Genomic DNA, 21,636 nt, shown 5'->3' with positions numbered 1-21,636 from the left:
GTTTCGCTTGTTCATCAGAGGTTCCGGAAAGCTTCGCTGAGCACGACCGCCTCAATCAGAGAGCGCAGGCCGTATTCCCTTTTCGGGAGTTCATCGACGATCCGCTCCACGATGGCCTCGTCGAGCGCTTCCATGCGGCGGCCGCAGGCGTAGGTGAGGAGGCGGTCCGTGAGCATTTTGGCGAAGAGGTCTTTGCGCTGCACGAGGATCTTTTTCAGGCCGGACACGTCATCGAACTTCTCGCCGCTGGGCAGTTTGCCGCTGGAATCGATTTTGGTTTTGCCGATTCGAGGACGCCAGTCGCCGATGGCGTCGAAGTTTTCGAGCGCAAAGCCGAGCGGGTCGATCTTTTGATGGCAGCCGTAGCAGTTCGGCGACTCGCGATGCTTGCTGAGCAGCTCGCGGATGGATTTGGCTCCACGCACGTCGGGATCAATGGCGGGCACATCATCGGGCGGCGGCGGTGGCGGGGTGCCGAGGATGTTTTCGAGCAAAAACACGCCGCGAGTCACGGGCGAAGTCTCGATGCCATTCGCGGTGATGGTGAGCACGGATCCCATGCCGAGCAGGCCGCCGCGTTTGTCGGTCTTGAAGCTGACTTTTCGGAATTCGTGCGCCTTGGCGGGTTCGCCGATGTCGCCGAGTTCGTAATGCGAGGCGAGTGCTTGATTGAGGAAGCTGTAATCGCTGTCGAGGAAGTTCACGAGGCTGGCATCGCGGTCGATCAGGTCGCGCATGAACATCCGCGTCTCGGTCTTGAAGGCGTCTTGGAAACCCTTAGAATAATACTCCTCGAACTCTCCGCGATCCGGCGGCATGCCACCAAGGTTGCGAAGATTCAGCCAGCTATCGAGGAACCCGGCGACGAAGGCATCGGAACGCTTGTCTTTGAGCATCCGGCGTGTTTGCGCCAGCAATACCTCCGGCTTGGTAAGGTCCTCGCTCAACAGCTCGGCATCGGGCATCGTGGACCAGAGAAAGTAGGACAGTCGCGAGGCGTGCGCGAGGCTGGTGAGCTTCTTCGAGTCGTTTTGAGTTTCGTGGGAGAGGTAAACAAAGCCCGGTGAGCAAAGCGCGGCCTTCAGGGCTGCCTTGAAGCCTTCCAGCGGAGAATGGCCTTGCTGAATGCGTTTTTCCGCGACGGCCATGAGGCGGTTCATTTCGTCCTCCGTGGCTTTTCGGCGGTAAGCGCGGTCGGCGAAGGTTTGGAGCAAGGAGCGGGTTTTCTCCGCTTGGAAGGTTTCGGTGCCCAAAACGGCCTTTTGCGATGCTGGAGGCCATGTTTCAGCGAGTGGGCCGCGAACCTTCACTTCGTCGATGCGGATGTGCGGGTGTTTGTGAACGTGCAGCGTGATCTGTCGTGCGGCGACAATGCCGAGCTTGCCCTTTTGCTTATCATCCTCGTCCATGAATTGATCCCACAAGTCTTTGTGCTGCTCCGCGATTCGGAACCACGTGCCGCGGGCATCATCGGGGCCGTTTGGGAAGACGAAGCGGGGCGTGTGTCCGGCATCGAACCACATTTTCATCGTGATCCACTTGGCCTCGCCATCGTCCAGCGCCACCTCGGCGAGCATCGGCTGCTGCGGCTGAGGCAGGTCGAGAGGGCCGATTTTGGCATCGCCAGGCACGATGCCGAGGCGGAAAGGTTCGCGTGGATCAATGCCGAACCATTTGGGGTCATACGGATGCTCCCGGTTCATGGCTTTGGCGAGAACCTGGACCTCGTAAAAGCCGTCCACTGGCACGCCATCGACGAAGTCCTCGATCACGCCAAATCCGGCGGTGTGCTTGTCGGAGTCCATGCACTCCTCCACGAGCAGGTGTGCGTTGTTGTAGTCCTTCTCCTTTCTTTTCAGGTTGGACCTGAAGTTCTTGGTGAAGTGCCACGCTTGCTCCTTTACCTGCCGTTGCTGAGCGAAGGCCTTTTCCACCACCGCATCCGCCGCATCGAGATACTGGTCGAGGAGGTAACCGGAGGTTTGCAGCACATCGCCGAGGTTTTCCATGTGCTCGGCGGATTGATCGCGCGGGAACTTCGTCGTCGGGTCAAAGGCTGCCATGTTCAGCGAGAAGAGATCGCTGATGGTGTGGAGATATTCCGTGCGATTCAGCCGACGCAAAACGGTGCTGCCACCGGTGCTGGCGAGCTTTTCACGCCCCTCGGACAGCGCACGAGTCATTTGATCGACAAAGGCTTTGGCCTCCTCCGCCGGGGGCTGCTTCGACTTCTTCGGCGGCATTTCGCCGAGATTGATCTGATCGAGGATGTCTTTGAGTTCGACCAGCGTGTCCACTTTGCCGACAGGCAGCACCAGCTGGTCAAAGCGGCGGTCGCCCTTCTGTTTTTCGGCTCCGTGGCAGTCGTTGCAGTAAGTGGCGAGGAAGTGTCGGGCTGGCTCTATGCCTGGCTCGGCATGCAACGAAATGCTGACAAGGGTGAGAAGCGTGGCCGCGAGAGAAATCGAGAAGCGAAGCATGGTGCTTGAACGGATAAATGAAGTGCCTGCCATGAATCACACGAGCCCTGTCAAGGTTCCCGTGCTCGTCCCAAATGCCTCCACCTCGGCCCCGAAGCGATGCAGCATGGAGAGATACAGATTGCAGAGCATCTGTCGGCCAAGACCTTTGGCGGGATAGGCTTTGTGCTCGCCGTGTTTGAAGCCGCCACCGGCGAGTATGACGGGGAGATTGCTGTTCGTGTGGGCGTTCGCATTGCCCATGCCGCTGCCGAAAAGGACCATGGAGTGATCCAGCAGCGTGCCGGAGCCATCTTGGATGCTCTTGAGCTTCTCCAAGAACCTAGCGAACTGCTCCACTTGATAGCGCTCCATTTTGATGAGGCCTTTGATGGCCTCGGGACGTTGGCCGTGATGGGAGAGGCCGTGGTAGCCGCCGCTCAAGCCGAAGGCGGCGGCCTCGAAATCGCCACCGATCTCGAGCGTGGCGATGCGCGTGGAATCCGTCTGCAAGGCGAGGGCGATGAGGTCATACATCACGGGTAGGTCAGCGACGAAATCGGTGTTCTTCGGCTCCTGCATCTTCGGGTCCGGCTTCGGCACGCTGGCCCATTGGCGGCGCAGCTCGATCTGCTTCTCCACATCGCGGACGGAGGTGAAATACTCGTCGAGCTTTTCCTTGTCGCGCTGGCCGAGCTGGCGCTGGAGCGACTTTGCATCGCCATTCACGGCATCGAGAATGGAGCCTTTCAAATCGAGCCGGTCCATGGATGCGGCGAGACTTTTGGCATCTTCATTGATGAAGAGTTTCTGGAACAACTCACGCGGCGTGCTGATCGGCGGCACCCGTGTGCCGCTGCGTGTCCACGACAGGAGACAGCCGCCATGAATGCCGCTCTCTGATCCCAACGTGAGCGATGGAAACCGCGCCGCGCCGCCCATCGTCTCCGCCGCACGTTGATCGACGGTGATGTTGCCCTCCGGCATGCCTTTCGCATCGGATGTGCGCACGCCGCTGAGGAAGGAGCTCATGGCAAAATGCCCGCCTTTGACGCCATGATCGAGTCCTGAGTAGAGCGTGAATTCCTTTTGATGCGGCTTGAGAGCTTCGATGGATTCCGGCAGTTCGTAATCCGCGCCTGTTTTTGTCGGAAAGAAGGCCAGCGGATAAAAACCGAGCAAATTGCCGATGCACACCAGGCGCATTGGTCTCGCGGCATTCACTGCTTTCCCCGCAAGCGAGCCGACGGCGGCGTTTTGTGCGAAGACACGGCCTCCGATCGATTCCAGCAAGGGAAGCGCGAGGCTTATGCCCGTGGCACGCAGGAAGAAACGGCGGTTGGGTGTGGCGAGGTGATTTTTGCTCATGGAAGAGGTTGGGAGGTGACCAGCGATACCTGCACGTCATCAAGGTAGTGCACGGATGGCGGCTGCGCGGCGTCCACAGGAGGCACGGCACCGAAGATCAGCACCAGTGTCTTCGATTCAGGCGGCAGGCGCAGTTTCATGGAGAACGTATGCCAGCCCGATTCTCCGGGCGCTGTATCAAACCGCTGCGATTGGGACACGACGCCATCGCTATCCACCTTTGACCAGAAACCCTTCATGGCGACCTCCGGCACCTCATCCAGCGCGATGGCACGGATGAGGTAACGTGAGCTGAAGTCGCTGTTCATGGCGCAAAACGAAGCGGTGACCTCCACCTCGGAATCTTCGCCCAGCAGTGGCAAGGGCTGTGCACGAAGATCAAGCGCCTGGTAAGCTCGCGAGGTGTGATTCTTCACGTTTTTCTCACGCGGAATGGGCTCCAGCCGCAGCATGTGTGAGCCTTGCAGAGGCTTCACCTTCGCCTCTGCCGCCAGGATCTTGGCGGAATCCACGCCCCATTGCCCGACATGATCTGGCAGCCCGTCTTTGAGCTGTTGCTTTGCATCTTCCAGGCCCGCATCGAAAACGAGAAGCGGCATCTTCTTCACCGCCGCCCGCTGGGCCACATACCCGAACACCACCGACGAGCAAAACATCCCAAACACAATCCCCGCCGCCGCAGCGGTGAGCGGCCGCCAGGAGAGCCAGACACTCCTGCGTTTCGATTCAATCTGAGACGGTGACACCAGCATTTCTGTGACCGCTGCCTGCGACCCAGCATGGGCCTCCAAGGCCACATCCAAATTCATGTATCGGAGATACAATCTGGCCACAGCGTCATCCCGTTTGAGCGAGCTGTGAAGAAGTGTGGCTTCTTCCTCCGTGGTGAGTCCAGCGATGTAGCGCTGAATGAGGTCATGCCAGTCTGTGTTCATACGCTTTCCTCCTGAGCAAGTGTGTGCTCCACGCAGTCCAGCAGCGCCTGCCGGATGCGGTGAAGCAGTTTGTAGAGTGACATCGGCGTCTGTCCGCGCCGTGTGGCGAGATTGTCCATTCGCGTGCCCTTGGTGTAAGCGGCGAGCACCAGCTCTTTTTGGGATTGCGGCAGCTTTTGCAGGCAGCCCTCCAAAGCCTCGCGCTCGGTGAGATGCTGCGGCTCCTGATGCACCGCCAAGTCCGCAAGCCGGTTCACCAATTCGTCGTCGAAAACATGACGGTCACGCACTCGGCGGCGCAGATGCATCCGCACCTGATTCCGCGCCACTCCGAAGGCCCAGGGCCGGAACTCTTCCGCCGAGGCAAAGCCCTGCCAAAGGGCCACGATCACCTCCTGCATCACCTCTGAAGCCTCCTGCCGGGTGGGCAACAGCGAGCGGACAAACGTGTGCAATGCCACCTCATTCTCCGCATAAAGGCGGAGGAACTGGTCATGCTGAGGATGGTCTGACGGCTGCGACATGGTGACTTCAACCTACTCGTTGCCGGTCACCGTTTCATTTGCCAAAAAAAAGGTGCGAATGAGTCCGAATCGATCCCCAACGCTACTTTGAGACCTTGGGCAGGCTTTGAATCCGAGCCGTGAGTTCCGCGATGACATCAGCGTGCTGCGCGGAGACATCGTGGAGCTCCTCCGGATCGGTTTCGTGGTCATAGAGCTCGGTTGGACCATCGCTCCAGCGGGTGAAGCGCCAGCGGGCGGTGCGGATGCTTTGACCGTAAAGTTTGTCGCCACGCGTGACGAGCGTGAAGGCGGCGTCTTTGATGCTCGTGGTGGGATCGGTCAAAATGGGCCGCAAACTGGCTCCCGCTGCCGTGTGAGGCATTTTCAGGCCGCAGAAGTCGGCGACCGTCGGATACACATCGACGAACTCGACTAGTGAACGCGTGGTCTTGCCGCCGCGCATGCCCGGAGCGGCGATGATGAGCGGCGCACGGCAACTGCGCTCGAACAGCGTGTTTTTGTTCCACCACTGCCGCTCGCCTGTGTGGTAGCCGTGATCACCGACGAAGATGACGATCGTCTTTTCCCAAAGCTGATGCTTGTCGAGCGCATCGAGCACACGACCGAGTTGCGCATCCATGAAGCTGGTGCCGGCGCAGTAGGCGCGGAAAAGCTCGCGCCACTCCTGCTCGGTGAATTTGCCAAAAGCGGTGCCGTAGTCGCCGAAGCCGACGCTCTCCTTGCGCACCGCTGTCATGCCTGCGGGATCGCTCCAGGGCTTCAGCGAGTCGGCGGGATACAGATCGAAGTATTTCTTCGGCGCGATGAAGGGATCATGCGGCTTCATGAAGCCGCAGCCGATAAACCACGGCGTGTCGCCGAGCTTCTCGATCATTGCCACCGTCGCCGCGGCGATCTGGCCATCCGGTTGATCATCATCCGTGCCATCCGCCGCGCCCCACTGGCACCACTTCAGCGCCCCGCCGGTCACATCACGTCCCTCGAGCATTTTGCGGCCTGCTTTCGTCGCTTCAAACGCCTGCGCCGTTTGCCAGGAACTGCCAGCGTCCATCCAGCGCTGCTTCGCTTCCGCATTCTTGCCGCCACCGAGGTGGTAGAGCTTCCCATACGCGTGCGACTGCCATCCAGCGTCTTTGCAGAGCTGCGGCAGCGTCACGACCTCCGGCATCTTTTGCCGCAAAGGAATGTCATTGCCCACGATGCCCGTCTGCTCCGCCCGCAGGCCAGCCATCATGCTGCTGCGGCTCGGATTGCACACCGGATACTGCACATATGCCCGCTCAAACGTCGTGCCACGAGCCCGCAAACGGTCGAGGTTCGGCGTCTTCACGACCTCCTTCGTGAACGCCCCGCCAAAGTCCCGCAGATCGTCCGCCATGATGAGCAAGACATTGGGCTTCGCGAAAGCAGAGAGCAAAGGGCAGAGGGCGAGGATACAGACGAGGAAGCGCATGGTGGCGCGTGAAACGGCCTGATGCTGGTCTTCTAACCGGAGTTTGTGGCAGATGGCGAAAGTGTCTTTGCTCTGCTTGTCTTTGCTCACGTGCGGATCTTTTCGGCCAAGTCGTGGCGACAATTCGTTATTGGCGATGCTTTGCAGCAGCGAGTCACGTCTTTGCCTGGCCTGTTCTGCACACGACCCACTGCCATTGATCAAGCCGGTCCATCGCGCCTTTGAATGAAGGCGTGCCGGGGGCTTCATTTTCCCGGCATACTCTGCTTGGGCAAAGCTCAGGTGGCGTTCCTTGCTCACCGTACGCTTTGCCAATGTGGAGTTGCTCGAATTTTTTACCTCGATGATTCATTCAGCGTCTCCTTAGAAATTCGGGGTGCCAACTTACGACTTCGAAAGTCGTGGTACCTCACTTCCAATAGCGCTCGATGGCATCAACCAAGCCGGGGATGCTGTGGACTTCGGCGGCGATGTCGATCTTGAGGCCGTGCTTTTTCACGGCGGTGCTGGTGACGGGGCCGATGGAAGCGACTTTGCACCCCTCTGGCAGGGGGACGCCGAGTGCCATGAAGTGATCCACGGTGCTGGCGCTGGTGAAGGTGATCATGTCTGCGCCTTCTTCCTTCAGTCGGGCGAGGGCTTCGAGGTTGTCGTCCTTTTCAGGAACGGTGCGGTAGGCGATGGCTTCATCGACGATGGCTCCCATTTTCATGAGTTCCTTCGTGATGACATCACGCGTTTCTTCGGCTTTGACCCAGAGGACGGAGACGTGCTCCATGCTCTGCTGGTCGCCCAGGGCTTTGACCAGGCCTTCGGCCACGAAGTCCTTCTCGGGCATGAGATCGACGGCGAGGTGGCGGGCGCGGACTTTCTCAGCCGTGCCGGGTCCGATGCAGGCGATGCGGACGCCGCCGATGCAGCGGGCGTCGTTGAAGAGCTTGTCGAACATCTTGAAGAAGGCATCGACGCCATTGGGGCTGGTGAAGACGATCCACTCGTATTTGTGGCAGTCCTGGACGAGCTCGCCGAAGCCGAGCATGTCCAGCGGCTCTTCAATGCGGATGGTAGGCAGCTCGATGACATCAGCGCCAAGGTCGCGCAGCTTGCGGCTGAGGACGCCGACCTGCTGGCGGGTGCGGGTGACGACGATCTTTTTGCCGAAGAGCGGGCGGTTTTCGAACCAGTTGATCTTCGAGCGCTCGGTGACGACATCGCCGAGGACGGCCACGGCGGGTGCTTTGAACCCAGTCTCCTTCACCCGCTGCGCCATGGTGCTGAGCGTGGCGACGAGGGTTTGCTGCTTCCCATGCGTGCCCCAGCGGACGAGGGCCATGGGGGTGTCGGGGTTCGCGCCATGCTTCAGGAACTCGCCCGTGATCTCCGCCATGCGCTCGACGCCCATGAGGAAGACTTTCGTGCCATCGGCGGCAGCGAGCTTCGCGTAGTCGAGGCTGGTCTCGGCCTTGGTGGGGTCTTCGTGACCGGTGAAAATGGTGAGCTGGGAGGCGTGGTCACGATGGGTGACAGGGATTCCCGCATAAGCCGGAGCCGCGATGGCGCTGGTGATGCCGGGGACGATCTCGAAGCGGACGCCAGCTTCGGCGAGTTCGGCGGCCTCCTCAGCGCCACGACCGAAGAGCACAGGGTCGCCGCCTTTGAGTCGAGTGACGGTCTTGCCCTCGCGGGTCAGTTTGACGATGAGGGCATTGATCTGGTCCTGCGGCAGGGCGTGGTCGCCGGCTTTTTTCCCGACGTAGATCTTCTCCGTGCCCTCTTTGGCATAGCGGAGGAACTCGGGATTGCAGAGGTAGTCATAGACGAGGACATCGGCGGCCTCGATGCACTCCTTGCCTTTGATGGTGAGCAGGCCGGGATCACCGGGGCCGGAGCCGACGAGGTAACAGATGCCTTTGGAGAGAGCGGGAGCGGTGGGGGAGGCCATGCGGGAAGGAGGAAATAAAACGCCCGCCATGCTGTCGAGGCTGCCACGGGCTGCAAATGCTGATGTTGCGCCGGGCGCGTGCGCCTTTTTAAAAAAGAGAAGTGTCAGGGAACCGCAGCATGGACAGGCATGCTGCCGTTGCTTCCTTCCGGACCTGGCGGGGTTCGCGAGCTGGACATCCGCGGCCCCTGACAATGTCGAGATAGGCGTGTCGGACACTTTGTGCAAGCCGGAATCCAACCCATCATTTCATGCGTTTGCCCTGCCATGATGGGGGTGGCGTCTGCTCGGGGTATTCCTGCTCTGAGCCAACGAGGGCAGGCCAAGAGGGGACTGATTACAGTGGGCACTAGTTCTTGAAAATGCCCTTCATCTTCGAGAAGAAGCCCGGCTTTTCGAGATCGCCATTCGCGCGTGCGGCGGGGTCTGGAGTGACTTCGGGCATGAGGATGGGCTGACTCTGCTCCCAGCCGCCGCCGATGGCTTTCACGAGGCTGACGGTGGCGGCGAGGCGCTGACCGGCGGTTTGGATGGTTCCGCGCTGGATGGTGAGCACGGTTCGGTTGGCTTCGATGACATCCAGGTAAGGGCTGGTGCCAGCTTCGTAGCGGGTTTTGGCAAGTTGGGAGGCTCGCTCGGCGCTGCTGCGGGCTCGCTGCTGGGCGCTGGACTGCGTGGCGTAGTTGCGGATCTGGGAGAGGCTGGTTTCGACATCGGCCACGGCGGCGAGGAAGGCTTGGCGATAGCCTGCGAGGGCTTCGTCGTGGATGGATTTGGAGCGGGAGAGGTTGAAGCGGTTTTTGTTCCCCGAGAAAAGTGGGATGCTGATCTTCGGCCCGTAGCTCCAGAGCAAGGAGGCGGGCTCGAAGAGAATGTCGATGTCGCCGCTCTGGAAGCCGCCATTGCCAGCAAGCTTCAGGCTCGGGAAGAACTGTGCTTTGGCGACGCCGATCTTTGCCGTGGCAGCGGCGAGTTGACGCTCGGCTTGGGAAAGATCCGGGCGACGCTCCAAGAGGTCGGTGGGGACTCCGGCGGGCAGGCTCGGCGGGCCGCGAAGTTCACTGGCATTCACGGCGAGATGAAAACTGGCTGCATTGGCTCCGATGAGGATGGCGAGCGTGTTTTCGAGCTGATCGCGGCGGGCTTGCAGCGCGGAGATCTCGGCTTCAGCACTGGCGACTTCGGTTTCGGACTGGGCTTCTTCGAGTTCGCTGCCTGCACCCGCGAGCACACGGGCTTTAGCGATCTTGAGAGCTTCACCACGCCAGCTCACAGCTTCACGAACGACACGCATTTCGGCATCGAGCGCACGAAGCTGGAAGTAGGTGGAGGCGACTTCGGCCTGGATGCCGAGCAGCACATTGTGAACGGCATCCGCAGCGGCGGCGGCGGTGGCTTTGTCAGCTTCGACGCCGCGACGGATCTTGCCCCAGAGGTCAATCTCCCAGGAGAAGTCGAGGAGGGCATTGTAGGCGGGGCCATCGTAGCGCAGGCCATTGAGCGGGAAGGCGGAGGGCATGTTCCCAGAGGTGCGCTGACGCTCGCCGCTCAAGGGTGCGCCGAGCGTCGGGAAGAAGTCTCCGCGTGTGATGCGGGCGGTGGCGCGAGCCTGATCGAAGCGAGCGATGGCGACTTTGAGCTGTTGATTGTTCGCGGTGGCCTTCGCTTCGAGTTCATTGAGCTTCGAGTCGCGAAAGACCTTCCACCACTCGCCCTTCGGCAGATGGGAGGATGGGTTCGCCGCTCGCCAGGTGACGCCTTTGAACTTCGGCGGAGAGACCGTGTCAGGACGCTCATAGTTCGGCCCGACTTGGGCGATGGCGCTGGAGGCGAGGAAGAGGAAAAGAAAGCGCATGGCGGTGATTAATGAGAGTTGGCAAGGGCGGCGACAGGAGGCTCAGCAGCAGCAGCAAGGGTCGCGTCCTTCTTCCGTTTGTGACCGATCATGACTAGCACATAAAAGACAGGCGTCAGAAACAAGCCGAGGAAGGTCACGCCGATCATTCCGCTGAAGACGGCGGTGCCCATGGCGCGGCGCATTTCGGCACCGGCACCGGTAGAGACGACGAGGGGATACACACCGGCAATGAAGGCGATGGAGGTCATCAAAATGGGGCGGAGACGCAGACGGCAGGCATCGAGGGCGGATTCGAGCGGGGTTTTGCCATGGTCGTAGTTCTCTTTGGCGAACTCGACAATGAGGATGGCGTTTTTGCAGGCGAGGCCGATCAGAACGATGAAGCCGATCTGGGTGAAAATGTTGTTATCACCGCCGGTGTAATGCACGCCGATGAGGGCGAAGAGCAGGCACAGCGGCACGATGAGGATGATGGCGAGCGGAAGGCGCAGGCTTTCGTATTGCGCGGCGAGCACCATGAAGACGAGCAGGATGCAAAGCGGGTAAATGTAGATGGCGGTGTTGCCAGCGATGATCTTTTGGAAGGTGAGATCGGTCCACTCGAACTCGAAACCACCGGGCAACGCCCCTTTGACGATGCCAGCGATCAAATCCTCTCCCTGGCCGGAGCTGAGCGGCGGCAGCGGCGAGCCGCTGATATCGGCGGCGAGGTAGCCATTGTAATGGAAGACGCGGTCGGGGCCAAAGCTCTCGTTCACTTTCACAAGCGAGCCGATGGGCACCATCTCGCCGGATGTGTTGCGTGTTTTGAGACGTGTGATGTCGCCCACCTCATCGCGGAACTGCTGCTCGGCCTGGGCGACGACTTGATAGGTGCGGCCAAAGCGGTTGAAGTCGTTCACATAGAGGCTGCCGAGGTTGATTTGCAGTGTCTCGTAAAGATTCGCGAGCGGCACGCCCTGCGACTTGGCTTTTTCGCGATCCACATCGGCTTCGAGCTGCGGGACGTTCACGGTGTAGCCGGTGTAGGTAAGGCCAAATTTGCCGGAACCCATCGCCGCGCCGATAAGCCCCTGTGTGGTTTTATAAAGTTCCTCGTAGCCGCGATCACCACGGTCTTCGATCATCATTTTGAAGCCACCGGCTGTGCCGATGCCATTCACGGGAGGCGGTGGTAACACGAGCACGAAGGCATCCTGAATGCCCATGAACTGCCCGTTGAGTGCGCCAGCGATAGCCGCGCTGTTGAGATCGGGCGTCTTGCGTTCTTCAAAGTCCTTCAAGCCGACGAAAACGATGCCGCTGTTCGGGCTGGCGCTGAATCCGTGGATGCTCAGGCCAGGGAAAGCGATGGCGTCCTTCACGCCGGGCTGTTTCATCGCGATCTCGGACATGCGGCGCATCACTGCGTCCGTTCGATCAAGCGACGAGCCTTCGGGAAGCTGAGCAAAGCCGATGAGGTAGGCTTTGTCCTGCGCGGGCACGAAACCTTCCGGCACGATTTGGAAGCCCTTCATCGTTGCCCACACGAGTCCGCCATAAATCAGGAGAGCGATGATGCTGAAGCGGATGGTGCGCTTCACGATGCCGACATAGACATTCGACGACCACTCAAAGAATCGATTGAAGGGCCTAAAGAACCACCCGAGCAGCAGGTCGATGAGCTTCGTGAGAATGTCTTTCTTGTCGTGATGGCCTTTGAGGAGCAAGGCGGAAAGAGCGGGTGAAAGCGTGAGCGAATTGATCGCCGAGATGACCGTCGAGATGGCGATGGTGACGGCGAACTGTTTATAAAACTGCCCGCTGAGGCCGCTGATGAAGGCGGTGGGGATGAAGACGGCGCAAAGCACAAGCGCGGTGGCAATGATTGGGCCTGTGACCTCCTTCATGGCTTGTCGCGTCGCCTCGACGGGCTTCAAGCCGTTGCGGATGTTTCGCTCGACGTTTTCGACAACGACGATGGCGTCATCCACGACGATGCCGATGGCTAGAACGAGGCCGAACAGGCTCAAATTGTTGATCGAGAAGCCCAACGCATGCATCACGGCAAACGTGCCGACGAGCGACACCGGCACCGCTGCGAGCGGAATGATGGAAGCACGCCAGGTTTGCAGGAAAATGACCACCACGAGCACCACGAGCAGGATGGCCTCGACGAGCGTGTGAATGACGGCGTCGATGGATTTATCCACGAAAACCGTGGGGTCATAGGCGATGGCGTAATCGACGCCTTCGGGCATTTTGGTCTTCAACTCGGCCATGCGTGCTCGCACGGCCTGCGAGACGGCAAGCGCATTCGAGCCTGGAAGCTGGAAGACGCCCATGCCGACGGCTTTTTTGTTATTCAGGAGACTGCGCAGAGCATACTCGCCGCTGCCCATCTCGGCGCGGGCGACATCACGCAGACGCAACTTTTCGCCATGCGGGCCGGTTTTGACGATGATCTGCTCAAACTCCTCCTCAGTGATGAGTCGGCCTTTCGCATTCACGGTGAGTTCAAACGGCGCACCCTTGACTGGTTGCTGACCTATGGCACCCGCAGCGACCTGGATGTTTTGCTCGCGGATGGCGTTCACGATGTCGCTGGCGGTCAATCCGCGCGCGGCGGCTTTGTCGGGGTCGATCCAGATGCGCATGGCATATTCGCCACCGCCAAAGATCTGCACCTGACCCACGCCCGTGAGGCGGGAGAGTTCGTCCTTCACATTTAGCGTGGCGTAGTTGCGGAGGTAGATCTCATCGTAACGGTCATTGGGCGAAAGCAGGTGCACCACGAGAGTCATGTCCGGCGAGGACTTCACGGTGGTCACACCATAGCGGCGCACTTCCTCCGGCAGCTTCGGCAGCACTTGCGAGACGCGGTTTTGCACCTGCACCTGCGCCAGATCGAGGTCCGTGCCGATCTTGAAGGTCACGGTGAGAATCATGACGCCGTTCGCCGTGCTCTGGGAAGACATGTAGAGCATGTTTTCCAACCCGTTGACCGTCTGCTCGAGCGGAGAGGCAACGGTTTCGGCGATGGTCTTCGGATTGGCACCCGGATACGTCGCCGTGACGATCACTGTCGGCGGCACGACCTCCGGGTATTCTGAGATTGGAAGCTGGAAGAGCGAGATCGCGCCGAGGATGAAGGTCAGCAGCGACAAGACGCCCGCGAAGATGGGGCGGGTGATGAAGAAGGAAGAGAAGTTCACGAGAAATGACGAATGAGGAATTCAGAATGACGAATGAATGAGCGAAGGCCGAATGACGAAGCTGAGGTTCGTCATTCGCCATTCTGGTTTCGTCATTTCGCGCCGGAGGCTGACGCTTGTTTCGCCGCATCGCCTTCGACCGGCGCGACCGGCATTCCAGGCATCGGCAGGCGGGCCTGGCCGTTGATGATGATCTTGTCGCCAGCAGTGAGGCCGGTGCGGACGATGCGTTTGCCGTCGATGGCGGGGCCGATGGTGACGGGTTTATAGACGGAAACTGCGGGCTGTTTCGACTCGTCGATGCCGAGGACGTATTTGTTGGCCTGATCGGTGAGGATGCTTTTTTCATCGACAAGCAGCGCCTTGTATTTCGCCGTCATCGGCAGGCGGATGCGGGCGAAGAGGCCGGGCGTGAGCGAACCATCGGTGTTAGAGAACTCAGCGCGGAGGACCATGCTGCCGGTGCCGGCGTCGAGGCGGTTGTCGAAGGACTCGACGTGGCCTTTGTGCGGGAAATCCTTCTCGTTGGAGAGCTGGAGTTCCACCGGCATGCGTCCGTCGCCATTGGTGAAGGTGGTTTTGTCGCGTTGTAGCGCCTGGAGCTTTAGCAGGCTGTTTTCGTCGATGTCCGCATACACATAAACGGGATCGACGGTGACGATGGTCGTGAGCAGCGTGGTCCCGGCGGTGACAAAGTTCCCCGTGGTAGTGATGGCGCGGCTGATGCGGCCTGCGATGGGCGCTTTGACCTCGGTGTGCTCCATCTCGATGCTGGCGCTGTGCTCGGCGGCGCGGGCGGATTCGAGCGATGCCTGGCCTTGCTTATACATGGACTCGCGAGTTTCAGCCTGCTCTGGAGCGATGGCTTTGGCGGCGAGCAGAGAACTGACGCGGTCAAACTCGCGCTTGGCCGCCTCCATGTTGGCTTCGGCACGCTGCACCTCGGCCTTGGCGGCACGGAGTTTGGTCTCAAAGGGGCGCTGGTCGATGGTGAAGAGGATGTCTCCCTTTTTCACGAGGCTGCCGGCCTGGAAATGCACCTGGGTGATGTAACCGGCCACGCGCGGGCGGAGATCGACCATCTCCTGGGCCTCGACACGACCGGTGAATTCCTCCCACTCGACGAGTTCCTTCGACTCCACAGGAGCGAGGGTCACAGGTGCGGGCGGCATGGCACCGCCACCGTGGCCACCACCATCAGCGGGCTTTCCGCAGGCGGCGAGGAACAGGGCGAGTGGGAGGAGGATGCGCGGGGGGGGCATGGTGAATGTGGGGATGGTGGTCGAAGTTGACCGGTTGGTTAATTTGAGGTCGAATCAGAAGTTAAAACGGGGCAAATAGCTCAGGGTTGGGAGTCTGCGACGCCAAGGATGCGTCGGGCTCCGGCTTCCATTTCATTGAGATGGCTGAGATCATTCCACATGCGGGCGTGGAGGAGGAGGCCTTCACCATAGGCAAACAGGATTCGTGCCAAGGCGGGGGCGTCAGGTGCCTCAATGATGCCCTGGTAGTGGGCGTCCCGAATAGCGCTCTCGTAGTAGCGGATGAACTGGGAGAGGATCTCCTGGAGCTTGTCGCGCAGTTTGTCGTCGATGGTGCTGACCTCGGCCCCCAGGGAATGAATGGGACAACCGAGCACGCGGCCATGTTTTTCCTGCATTTCCCGCTGCTCCTGCTGGAAGTCGGCGAAGCATTTCCAAATGCGATCCAGCGGTGCATTGACCGGCGAAAAGGTCTGATCGAGCTGCTTCCGGTGCTCTGCCCAGCTATACTCGATCGCCGTGAGGGCACAGGCCGTTTTCGATTCAAAGAAGTGGTAGAAGCTGCCCTTCTTCACGCCGGCCTTTTCACAGATGTGATCCACCGACGTGGTGCCATAGCTGCCGGTCCAGATCAGTTCGACCATGGCTTCGATCAGGCGTTCTTTGGCGTCAGAGGTTCTTCCCATGCGGCGAAGAAGTAGTGGTACTAGACGATCAGTCAACAATAAATTCCACGACCCTCTGATGACGTCATCCAGAACGGACGGCTGCATCTGAGTGAAATGATTGGCTCCGTTCCTTGACGCTCGGGAGCGCTCTCCTATGATGGCGAGCCCTTCCTCCGGGCGATCTTTGTTTCTTACCTCCCCCCAAGCGCATACGCATCATGGCCATCCTCGTTGATATTGACACACGCATCCTCGTCCAAGGCATCACGGGCGATTTCGGCTCCCGCCACGCCAAAGCCTCCCTCGACTACGGCACGCAGCTCGTGGCTGGTGTCACCCCAGGCAAGGGTGGAGTGACGTTTGACCACGGCAGCCACAAGGTGCCGGTCTATGACACGGTGAGTCAGGCCGCGAAGGAATCCGGCGCGACTGTCAGCGTGATCTTCGTGCCGCCGCCCTTCGCTGCTGATGCGATCCTGGAAGCCGTGGACGCCGGGCTCGACCTCGTCGTTGCCATTACTGAAGGCATCCCGGTGAACGACATGATCCGCGTGAAAGCGGCGATGAAGGGCAGCAAGACCCGCCTCATCGGCCCGAACTGCCCCGGCCTCGTGACTCCCGGTCATGGCGAAAAATCCCAGGGCGGCTGCCGCATCGGTATCGCCCCAGGTTACATCCACAAGCGCGGCAACGTGGGCGTGGTCAGTCGCTCCGGCACCCTCACTTATGAAGCCGTGTGGCAACTCACGACTCGTGGCTACGGCCAGAGCACCTGCGTCGGCATCGGCGGAGACCCCGTGAATGGCACCAACCACCTCGACGTGCTGAAAATGTTCAACGAAGACCCCGAGACTGAGGCCATCATCATGATCGGCGAGATCGGTGGCAACGCGGAAGTCGAAGCCGGCCTCTGGGCCAAAGACAACTGCAAAAAGCCCATCGCCGCCTTCATCGCCGGTGCCACCGCACCTCCTGGACGCCGCATGGGCCATGCCGGAGCCATCATCGGCGGAGCCGACGACACCGCCGCTGCCAAGAAGCGCATCCTCGCCGAGTGCGGCATCTCTGTGGCCGACAGCCCGGCCGACATGGCCGCCGCACTGCTGAAGGTCTGGGGCAAGTAAGCGTCTCTTTTTGGGTTAGCTTTGTTTTTGAGTCACCCGGCAGTCATCTGCCGGGTGATTTGTTTTGACCTGAGCACAAAAAAGCGAACCGCGCCTGGAGGCACGGTTCGCTGTGGTGTGGGTAAAATCTACTTAGCGATCTCGCAGGTGACTTTGGCGGACTTGTCCATCACGCCAAGCACGACGGCACCAGTGCCGACTTTAAGGGCTTTCTTGGCATGTTTCGCGTCCATGATGGCGACCCAGCCGATGCCCATGTTGAAGGTGTCCCAGGCATCGCTCGGGTCGGCGTGGCGGAGGACCTTTTGCACGACGTCGTTTTGCCAGAAAGGAACCTTCAGATGGCAGCCGAAACCGTTGCGGGTGAAGATGCGGCCAAGGTTCTCGACGAGGCCGCCACCAGTGATGTGCGCCATGGCTGCAGGTTTGATCTTGGCTTTGCGCAGGCCCCAGCACTGCTCGTGATACAGCAGTGTCGGAGTGAGAAGTTGCGCAGCGTCTTTCTTGCTGAGCTTGATGCTTTCCTTCGCCAAAATGCGGCGGACCAGGCTGAAGCCATTGGCGTGGAATCCGGCGCTGGGCCAGCCGATGAGGACATCGCCTGCCTTGATTTCGGCGGGGTTCATGACGTCGGCCTTCTCAGCGGCACCGATGGCGAAGCCTGAGAGCTCGACCATGCCATCAAGCACAGCTCCGGGCATCTCGGCGGTCTCACCACCGGCGAGAATGCAGTTACAGGCCTGGAGATACTCGGACATGCCGGCGATGATGCGCGTGAGCTGGCGCTTCTTGATTTGATTCACGCCGACGTAGTCGAGGAACATGATGGGATCGGCACCGCAGGTGAGCACGTCGTTCACGTTCATGGCGACGAGGTCTTTGCCCGCGTTTTCGAGGAGATCGTATTTGAGCAGGAGTTCGAGCTTCGTGCCCACGCCGTCGCAGCCGGTAAAGATGACGGGCTGCTTGTATTTGCTGAGATCGTAACCGGCGGCAAAGAGGCCGAAGGCGTTGGCGAGCTTGCGCTTCTTCTGCGTGGCTTTCACCAGCGCGCCGATGTCATCGACGAAGGAGGCTGCTTCATGAATATCGACGCCGGCTTGTTTGTAGGTGTGCTTGGACATGGGGACAAAAGAGCCGCGAAGTAGCGGCGGGAGTGTTGAGAGTGAAGCGGTGAGGCGGCGATGCAAGCAGGAGGATCAATCGCCGACTAAATCGGGTCGAGGGCTCCGCGTTGGTTCTTGCAGCCACAGGAGGGGCAGAGGGAGACGAGGGGATTCTTTTTTGGCAGGGCGTAGGTGCAGTTGCAGATGCGGCACTGGATGGCGATGCGCCGGCGGCTCACCTCACGTCGGCGCTCGCGCCAGAGCGTCCACATCCATAGGCCGCAGACAAGGCACACGCCGATGAGCATCACGGCGACGATGAGACCACTGAGCTGGACTCGGATCATGGGGCACCCTCCTTTTCCCAGACGAAGCTGATCTCAGCCCAGTCCATGTCCTGCTGCTGGACGGGGTCGGGCTGGAAGTGGAGCTGGGTCATCGCAGCATGAAGCTTGACCATGACCGCAGGGTCTTCGGAGGCGGAGAGCGGCACCGCGAGCAGGACCTGCCCCAGTCGGCCAATGGCGACTCGGAAGCGTGCTTTACCAGGATCGACGAGCGGAATGTCCCGCAGCACGCCGTCTGAAATCAGCGCACGCTTCGCCGGACCTTCGATGCGCGCTTGGAGCGTGGCCCGAGGGGCGGGTTTGAGTTCGGTGGGTTTGGTCGGAGGCAGGGGAGGAAGGGCGTCGAGAAAGTTCTGATCCAGAAGGCCTGGGCGCTCACGTGCAGCAAGGGTGCTGTTGGCGGCTTTCAGCTTCATCTCAAAAGAGGTGGGTTTAAAACCGGGCAATCTGGCGGCGGCGGGCACATCGTGAATGCCGGGAGTTTCCGAAGGCAGCAAAGTGAAACTGCGATCCATGGCACGGTGGATGAGAGCGCGCTCGGCAGGCACGTCGGGATTCAGCACGATCATCTGCTGAGGGCGGGCGGTGAGCTTCGGCGCGCCGGGGGTGACAATGCGGAAGAGGACGAAGAGTGAGGCGATGCCAAAGATCGTGATCAATAAAAAAGACAGCAGCCAGGGGGCGGTGCGCTCCCGACGCTTCCAGTCAAAAATCAGCGCGGACTCGTGGGGCGTCGCTTTTTTCATTTCGTCGCAGCGGGCTGCTGGCTGGGATTGGTGGAGAGAGCCACTTCATAGCCCAGGCCCATGGCGAGGCTGCTGACCTCCGTAAATCGTCCAGTCGTCGCGTAGCGGTCAGCATGGAGGAGGATGCGGCGCTCGCCATCTCGGCGCTGCTCCAGGCTGCTGCGGAGTTCCTCCAAAGTCATGCGCTGGCCGTCGAAGTACATCGGGGCATCCTGCCCGCCAGCGATGGTGATGATGTGGGCGCGGTCAAAGCCGGTGAGGCGGCTGCTGGAACGGGGTTTTTCCACCGTGATGCCGGACTGGACAACGAAGCCGCTGCTGAAAAGGAAGTACACGAGCAGCAGCAGAATCGCATTCAGCAATGGCGTGATATACAGCCAGGGGCTCTGCTTTGGCAGATGGCTCACGAGTTTCATGACACGAACAAGGCTGGGATCATGAATGCGATTTCCGCGCGCGACTGCGGGCAGGCACCTCTTCGGCTGGCTGGCGGAATTCGACGATGTTATCCGCAGATTTCGCGTCCTCGATCAAGTTCACGATCTCCACTCCGGCACGTTCCAAGTCGTGCATGATGGACTGGGCGCGGGCGCTGAGGAAGGCGTAAAAAAGATAGGCTGGGATGGCCACCACGAGTCCGAGTGCGGAGGTGACGAGACTTTGGTAAACGCCACGAGCCACTTCGGCGGGCGTGGTGATGCCGTTGGCGGAGGACAGATTGGTGAAGCTGTCCAGCAGGCCGATCACTGTGCCGAGCAGACCGATGAGCGGCCCCGCATGGGCGATGGCATTGAGGATGGCGAGATAGCGCTCCAGACGGGGTACTTCGAGCTGGCCGACCTCCTGAACGATCTCCTTCAACTGCTCACGAGGCGCATGGTGGCGGAGCAGAGCGGCATGAATAACGCGTCCGGCAGGCACCCTCGTGGCCACGCATTCCTGCAGCGCCTCGGCGAAATTCCGCCGCCGGATCAGGGCAGCGAGCCCGGCCAGAAACTCACCCACATTCATGCTCGCGCGATGGAAGTAGGCCAGTCGCTCCAAGAAGATCGCCACAGCAAACCCCATGCAAGCCATGAGGAGCCACACGAGCGGTCCGCCTTTGGAAATCAGTTCTGTCATGGTTCGGGGAAGAGGGAGTAAATAAAGGAGGGCAGGTGATGTAACGCACTGCTGGACATTCCACAGAGCAAAAGAAGGACCCATGTTTCAAATTTCTGGAAACAATGCAAGTCTAGGTTTTGGCTTGGCAGCCCTTCAGTCTGACAAGCGGAAGCGAAGCGATCATGAAGTTCGCGCGTTTGTCTTTCCAGTCTTGACTCAGCAGCCCGCGCCCCGCATTTTTGCGGCCGGATTTTATCCATCAACCACCTTAAACACACACCTTTATGTCCATCAAAGTCGGAGTCATCGGAGCAGGCGGCATGTTGCAGTATCACGCGGCGGGATTCCGTCAGGCGGGAGCGGAAATCGTGGCCGTGGCCGATGCGGCCCCCGGCGCTGCCGCCAAGGCTGCGGAGAAGTATGGCATCGCCAAGTCCTATGAATCCGTCGAGGCCATGCTCAAGGGCAGCCCGGAGATCAAGGCGGTCAGTGTCATCGTCCCGAATAAATTCCACAAGCCACTGACCATCCAGTGCCTCAAGGCGGGCAAGCACGTCTTCTCGGAGAAGCCACCCGCGCTGAATGCCAAGGAAGTGAAGGAGATCATCGTGGCCGCCAAGAAGGCCGGCAAGAAAGTGCTCTTCAACTTCAACAACCGCGCCCGTCCTGAATCGCAGGCGATGATGAATTACGTCAAGCAGGGCGTGGTCGGCAAAATCAACTCCGCACAGGCCAAGTGGATCCGCCGCACCGGCATCCCTGGCTTTGGCGGCTGGTTCACCACGAAGGAACTTTCCGGCGGCGGCCCGCTCATCGACCTCCTGCACATGGTCGATCTCGCCATGTACTTCATGGACTATCCCGAGCCCGCCTATGTGCTCGGCCAGACCTTCTCCGATTTCATCCAGGACAAGCAATTCAAAGGCCCCTGGGGCATTCCCGACCGTGTCGGCGGCACCACCGATGTGGAAAACGCAGCGCACGGTTTCGTCACCTTCAAAACCGGCCAGGTGCTCAGTCTCCAGGTTTCCTGGGCCGAAATGGTGAAGCGCGAGGAAGTCTCCGTGACCTTCCAGGGCACCAAGGCCGGCGGCAAAGTGGAGCGCCTCTTCGGCATCGACGGCCTCGACAACACCGCCATCGACACCTGCGAACTCTACGTCCAGGAAAACGGCAACAGCGTGAACCGCAGCATCGTCACCCCTGCCTGTGAAGACATGGGCCGCATCGGCTCAGCAGCGAATTTCATCGACGCCATCTCCGGCAAAGCCGCCCCGCTAAACACACCCGAGCAAGCCCTCCGCTTGATGCAGGTCATCGACGCCATCTACGCTTCCGCGAAGACTGGCAAGCCTGTGTCGATTTGAATCAGGTCTGATTAACAAAACGGGGAGAACGGGCAGGTGCCAGTTCTCCCCGTTAATTTTGAATCGTCCAGCAGCCTGTCGAACTTCGTCAGGGCACGAAGAGGATGTTAAAAGCAGCTCATGGCGGCGCATCATGCCGCCTGATTCATACCCAACAAAAACTACCCGGAGGCAAG

General features: G+C 60.1%; 17 protein-coding genes and 1 other RNA gene. 2 read left to right on the top strand and 16 right to left on the bottom strand.

What is annotated here, in order from left to right; translation table 11 throughout:
• Positions 1 to 14 precede the first annotated feature (14 nt).
• From AC6FTP_RS00915 to AC6FTP_RS00865, 11 genes are all read right to left on the bottom strand, one after another.
• Entirely contained in the window at positions 15 to 2,480 is a 2,466-nt protein-coding gene (locus AC6FTP_RS00915) for a DUF1592 domain-containing protein (RefSeq protein WP_497205018.1), read from the bottom strand.
• 36 nt (positions 2,481 to 2,516) lie between these two features.
• Positions 2,517 to 3,827: a DUF1552 domain-containing protein gene (locus tag AC6FTP_RS00910; protein WP_497205017.1), complete on the bottom strand. Its 1,311-nt coding sequence runs from the start codon at positions 3,825 to 3,827 to the stop codon at positions 2,517 to 2,519.
• Positions 3,824 to 4,762: a hypothetical protein gene (locus tag AC6FTP_RS00905; protein WP_497205016.1), complete on the bottom strand. Its 939-nt coding sequence runs from the start codon at positions 4,760 to 4,762 to the stop codon at positions 3,824 to 3,826. The genes AC6FTP_RS00910 and AC6FTP_RS00905 overlap by 4 nt, the downstream gene beginning before the upstream one ends.
• Entirely contained in the window at positions 4,759 to 5,286 is a 528-nt protein-coding gene (locus AC6FTP_RS00900) for a sigma-70 family RNA polymerase sigma factor (RefSeq protein WP_497205015.1), read from the bottom strand. The genes AC6FTP_RS00905 and AC6FTP_RS00900 overlap by 4 nt, the downstream gene beginning before the upstream one ends.
• Before the next feature lie 82 nt (positions 5,287 to 5,368).
• The gene (locus AC6FTP_RS00895; RefSeq protein ID WP_497205014.1) at positions 5,369 to 6,832 is read right to left on the bottom strand and encodes a sulfatase; all 1,464 of its coding nucleotides are present in this window, start codon (positions 6,830 to 6,832) and stop codon (positions 5,369 to 5,371) included.
• 319 nt (positions 6,833 to 7,151) lie between these two features.
• Positions 7,152 to 8,684 (bottom strand): uroporphyrinogen-III C-methyltransferase, encoded by a 1,533-nt coding sequence (cobA, locus tag AC6FTP_RS00890; RefSeq protein WP_497205013.1) that lies wholly within the window; start codon positions 8,682 to 8,684, stop codon positions 7,152 to 7,154.
• A 99-nt stretch (positions 8,685 to 8,783) separates the two neighbouring features.
• Positions 8,784 to 8,878, bottom strand: an RNA gene (gene ffs / locus AC6FTP_RS00885) — signal recognition particle sRNA small type.
• Positions 8,879 to 9,033: 155 nt separating this feature from the next.
• Positions 9,034 to 10,539: an efflux transporter outer membrane subunit gene (locus AC6FTP_RS00880; protein WP_497205012.1), complete on the bottom strand. Its 1,506-nt coding sequence runs from the start codon at positions 10,537 to 10,539 to the stop codon at positions 9,034 to 9,036.
• An 8-nt stretch (positions 10,540 to 10,547) separates the two neighbouring features.
• Positions 10,548 to 13,736 carry an efflux RND transporter permease subunit gene (locus tag AC6FTP_RS00875; protein ID WP_497205011.1) on the bottom strand — a complete coding sequence of 1,063 codons (3,189 nt, stop codon included), beginning with the start codon at positions 13,734 to 13,736 and terminating at the stop codon, positions 10,548 to 10,550.
• A gap of 92 nt (positions 13,737 to 13,828) precedes the next feature.
• A complete protein-coding gene (locus tag AC6FTP_RS00870; RefSeq protein WP_497205010.1) occupies positions 13,829 to 14,998 on the bottom strand; it encodes an efflux RND transporter periplasmic adaptor subunit in 1,170 nt (389 codons plus the stop codon).
• An 80-nt stretch (positions 14,999 to 15,078) separates the two neighbouring features.
• Positions 15,079 to 15,684 carry a TetR/AcrR family transcriptional regulator gene (locus AC6FTP_RS00865; protein ID WP_497205009.1) on the bottom strand — a complete coding sequence of 202 codons (606 nt, stop codon included), beginning with the start codon at positions 15,682 to 15,684 and terminating at the stop codon, positions 15,079 to 15,081.
• A gap of 200 nt (positions 15,685 to 15,884) precedes the next feature.
• On the opposite strand from AC6FTP_RS00865, the gene sucD reads away from it, so the two are divergent.
• Positions 15,885 to 16,790 (top strand): succinate--CoA ligase subunit alpha, encoded by a 906-nt coding sequence (gene sucD / locus AC6FTP_RS00860; RefSeq protein WP_497205008.1) that lies wholly within the window; start codon positions 15,885 to 15,887, stop codon positions 16,788 to 16,790.
• A 128-nt stretch (positions 16,791 to 16,918) separates the two neighbouring features.
• On the opposite strand, the gene purM is transcribed toward sucD, so the two are convergent.
• From purM to AC6FTP_RS00835, 5 genes are all read right to left on the bottom strand, one after another.
• Positions 16,919 to 17,914, bottom strand: coding sequence for a phosphoribosylformylglycinamidine cyclo-ligase (purM, locus tag AC6FTP_RS00855; protein ID WP_497205007.1), 996 nt, complete (start codon positions 17,912 to 17,914; stop codon positions 16,919 to 16,921).
• 86 nt (positions 17,915 to 18,000) lie between these two features.
• Positions 18,001 to 18,243 (bottom strand): hypothetical protein, encoded by a 243-nt coding sequence (locus tag AC6FTP_RS00850; RefSeq protein WP_497205006.1) that lies wholly within the window; start codon positions 18,241 to 18,243, stop codon positions 18,001 to 18,003.
• On the bottom strand, positions 18,240 to 18,989 hold the full coding sequence (locus AC6FTP_RS00845; protein WP_497205005.1) for a hypothetical protein: 750 nt from the start codon (positions 18,987 to 18,989) through the stop codon (positions 18,240 to 18,242). Before AC6FTP_RS00845 ends, AC6FTP_RS00850 begins: the two co-directional genes overlap by 4 nt.
• Positions 18,986 to 19,405 (bottom strand): ExbD/TolR family protein, encoded by a 420-nt coding sequence (locus AC6FTP_RS00840; protein WP_497205004.1) that lies wholly within the window; start codon positions 19,403 to 19,405, stop codon positions 18,986 to 18,988. The genes AC6FTP_RS00845 and AC6FTP_RS00840 overlap by 4 nt, the downstream gene beginning before the upstream one ends.
• A gap of 19 nt (positions 19,406 to 19,424) precedes the next feature.
• Complete coding sequence (locus AC6FTP_RS00835) at positions 19,425 to 20,111, bottom strand: MotA/TolQ/ExbB proton channel family protein (protein WP_497205003.1); 687 nt, start codon at positions 20,109 to 20,111, stop codon at positions 19,425 to 19,427.
• A 266-nt stretch (positions 20,112 to 20,377) separates the two neighbouring features.
• Here AC6FTP_RS00835 and AC6FTP_RS00830 point away from each other — a divergent pair, with 266 nt between their 5' ends.
• Positions 20,378 to 21,460 (top strand): Gfo/Idh/MocA family protein, encoded by a 1,083-nt coding sequence (locus AC6FTP_RS00830; protein ID WP_497205002.1) that lies wholly within the window; start codon positions 20,378 to 20,380, stop codon positions 21,458 to 21,460.
• Positions 21,461 to 21,636 lie beyond the last annotated feature (176 nt).

This window comes from Prosthecobacter sp. (assembly GCF_044378005.1).
GTDB lineage: Bacteria > Verrucomicrobiota > Verrucomicrobiia > Verrucomicrobiales > Verrucomicrobiaceae > Prosthecobacter.
Note: the sequence above shows the minus strand (reverse complement) of the source record. Positions and strands in the feature narration are given on the sequence as shown.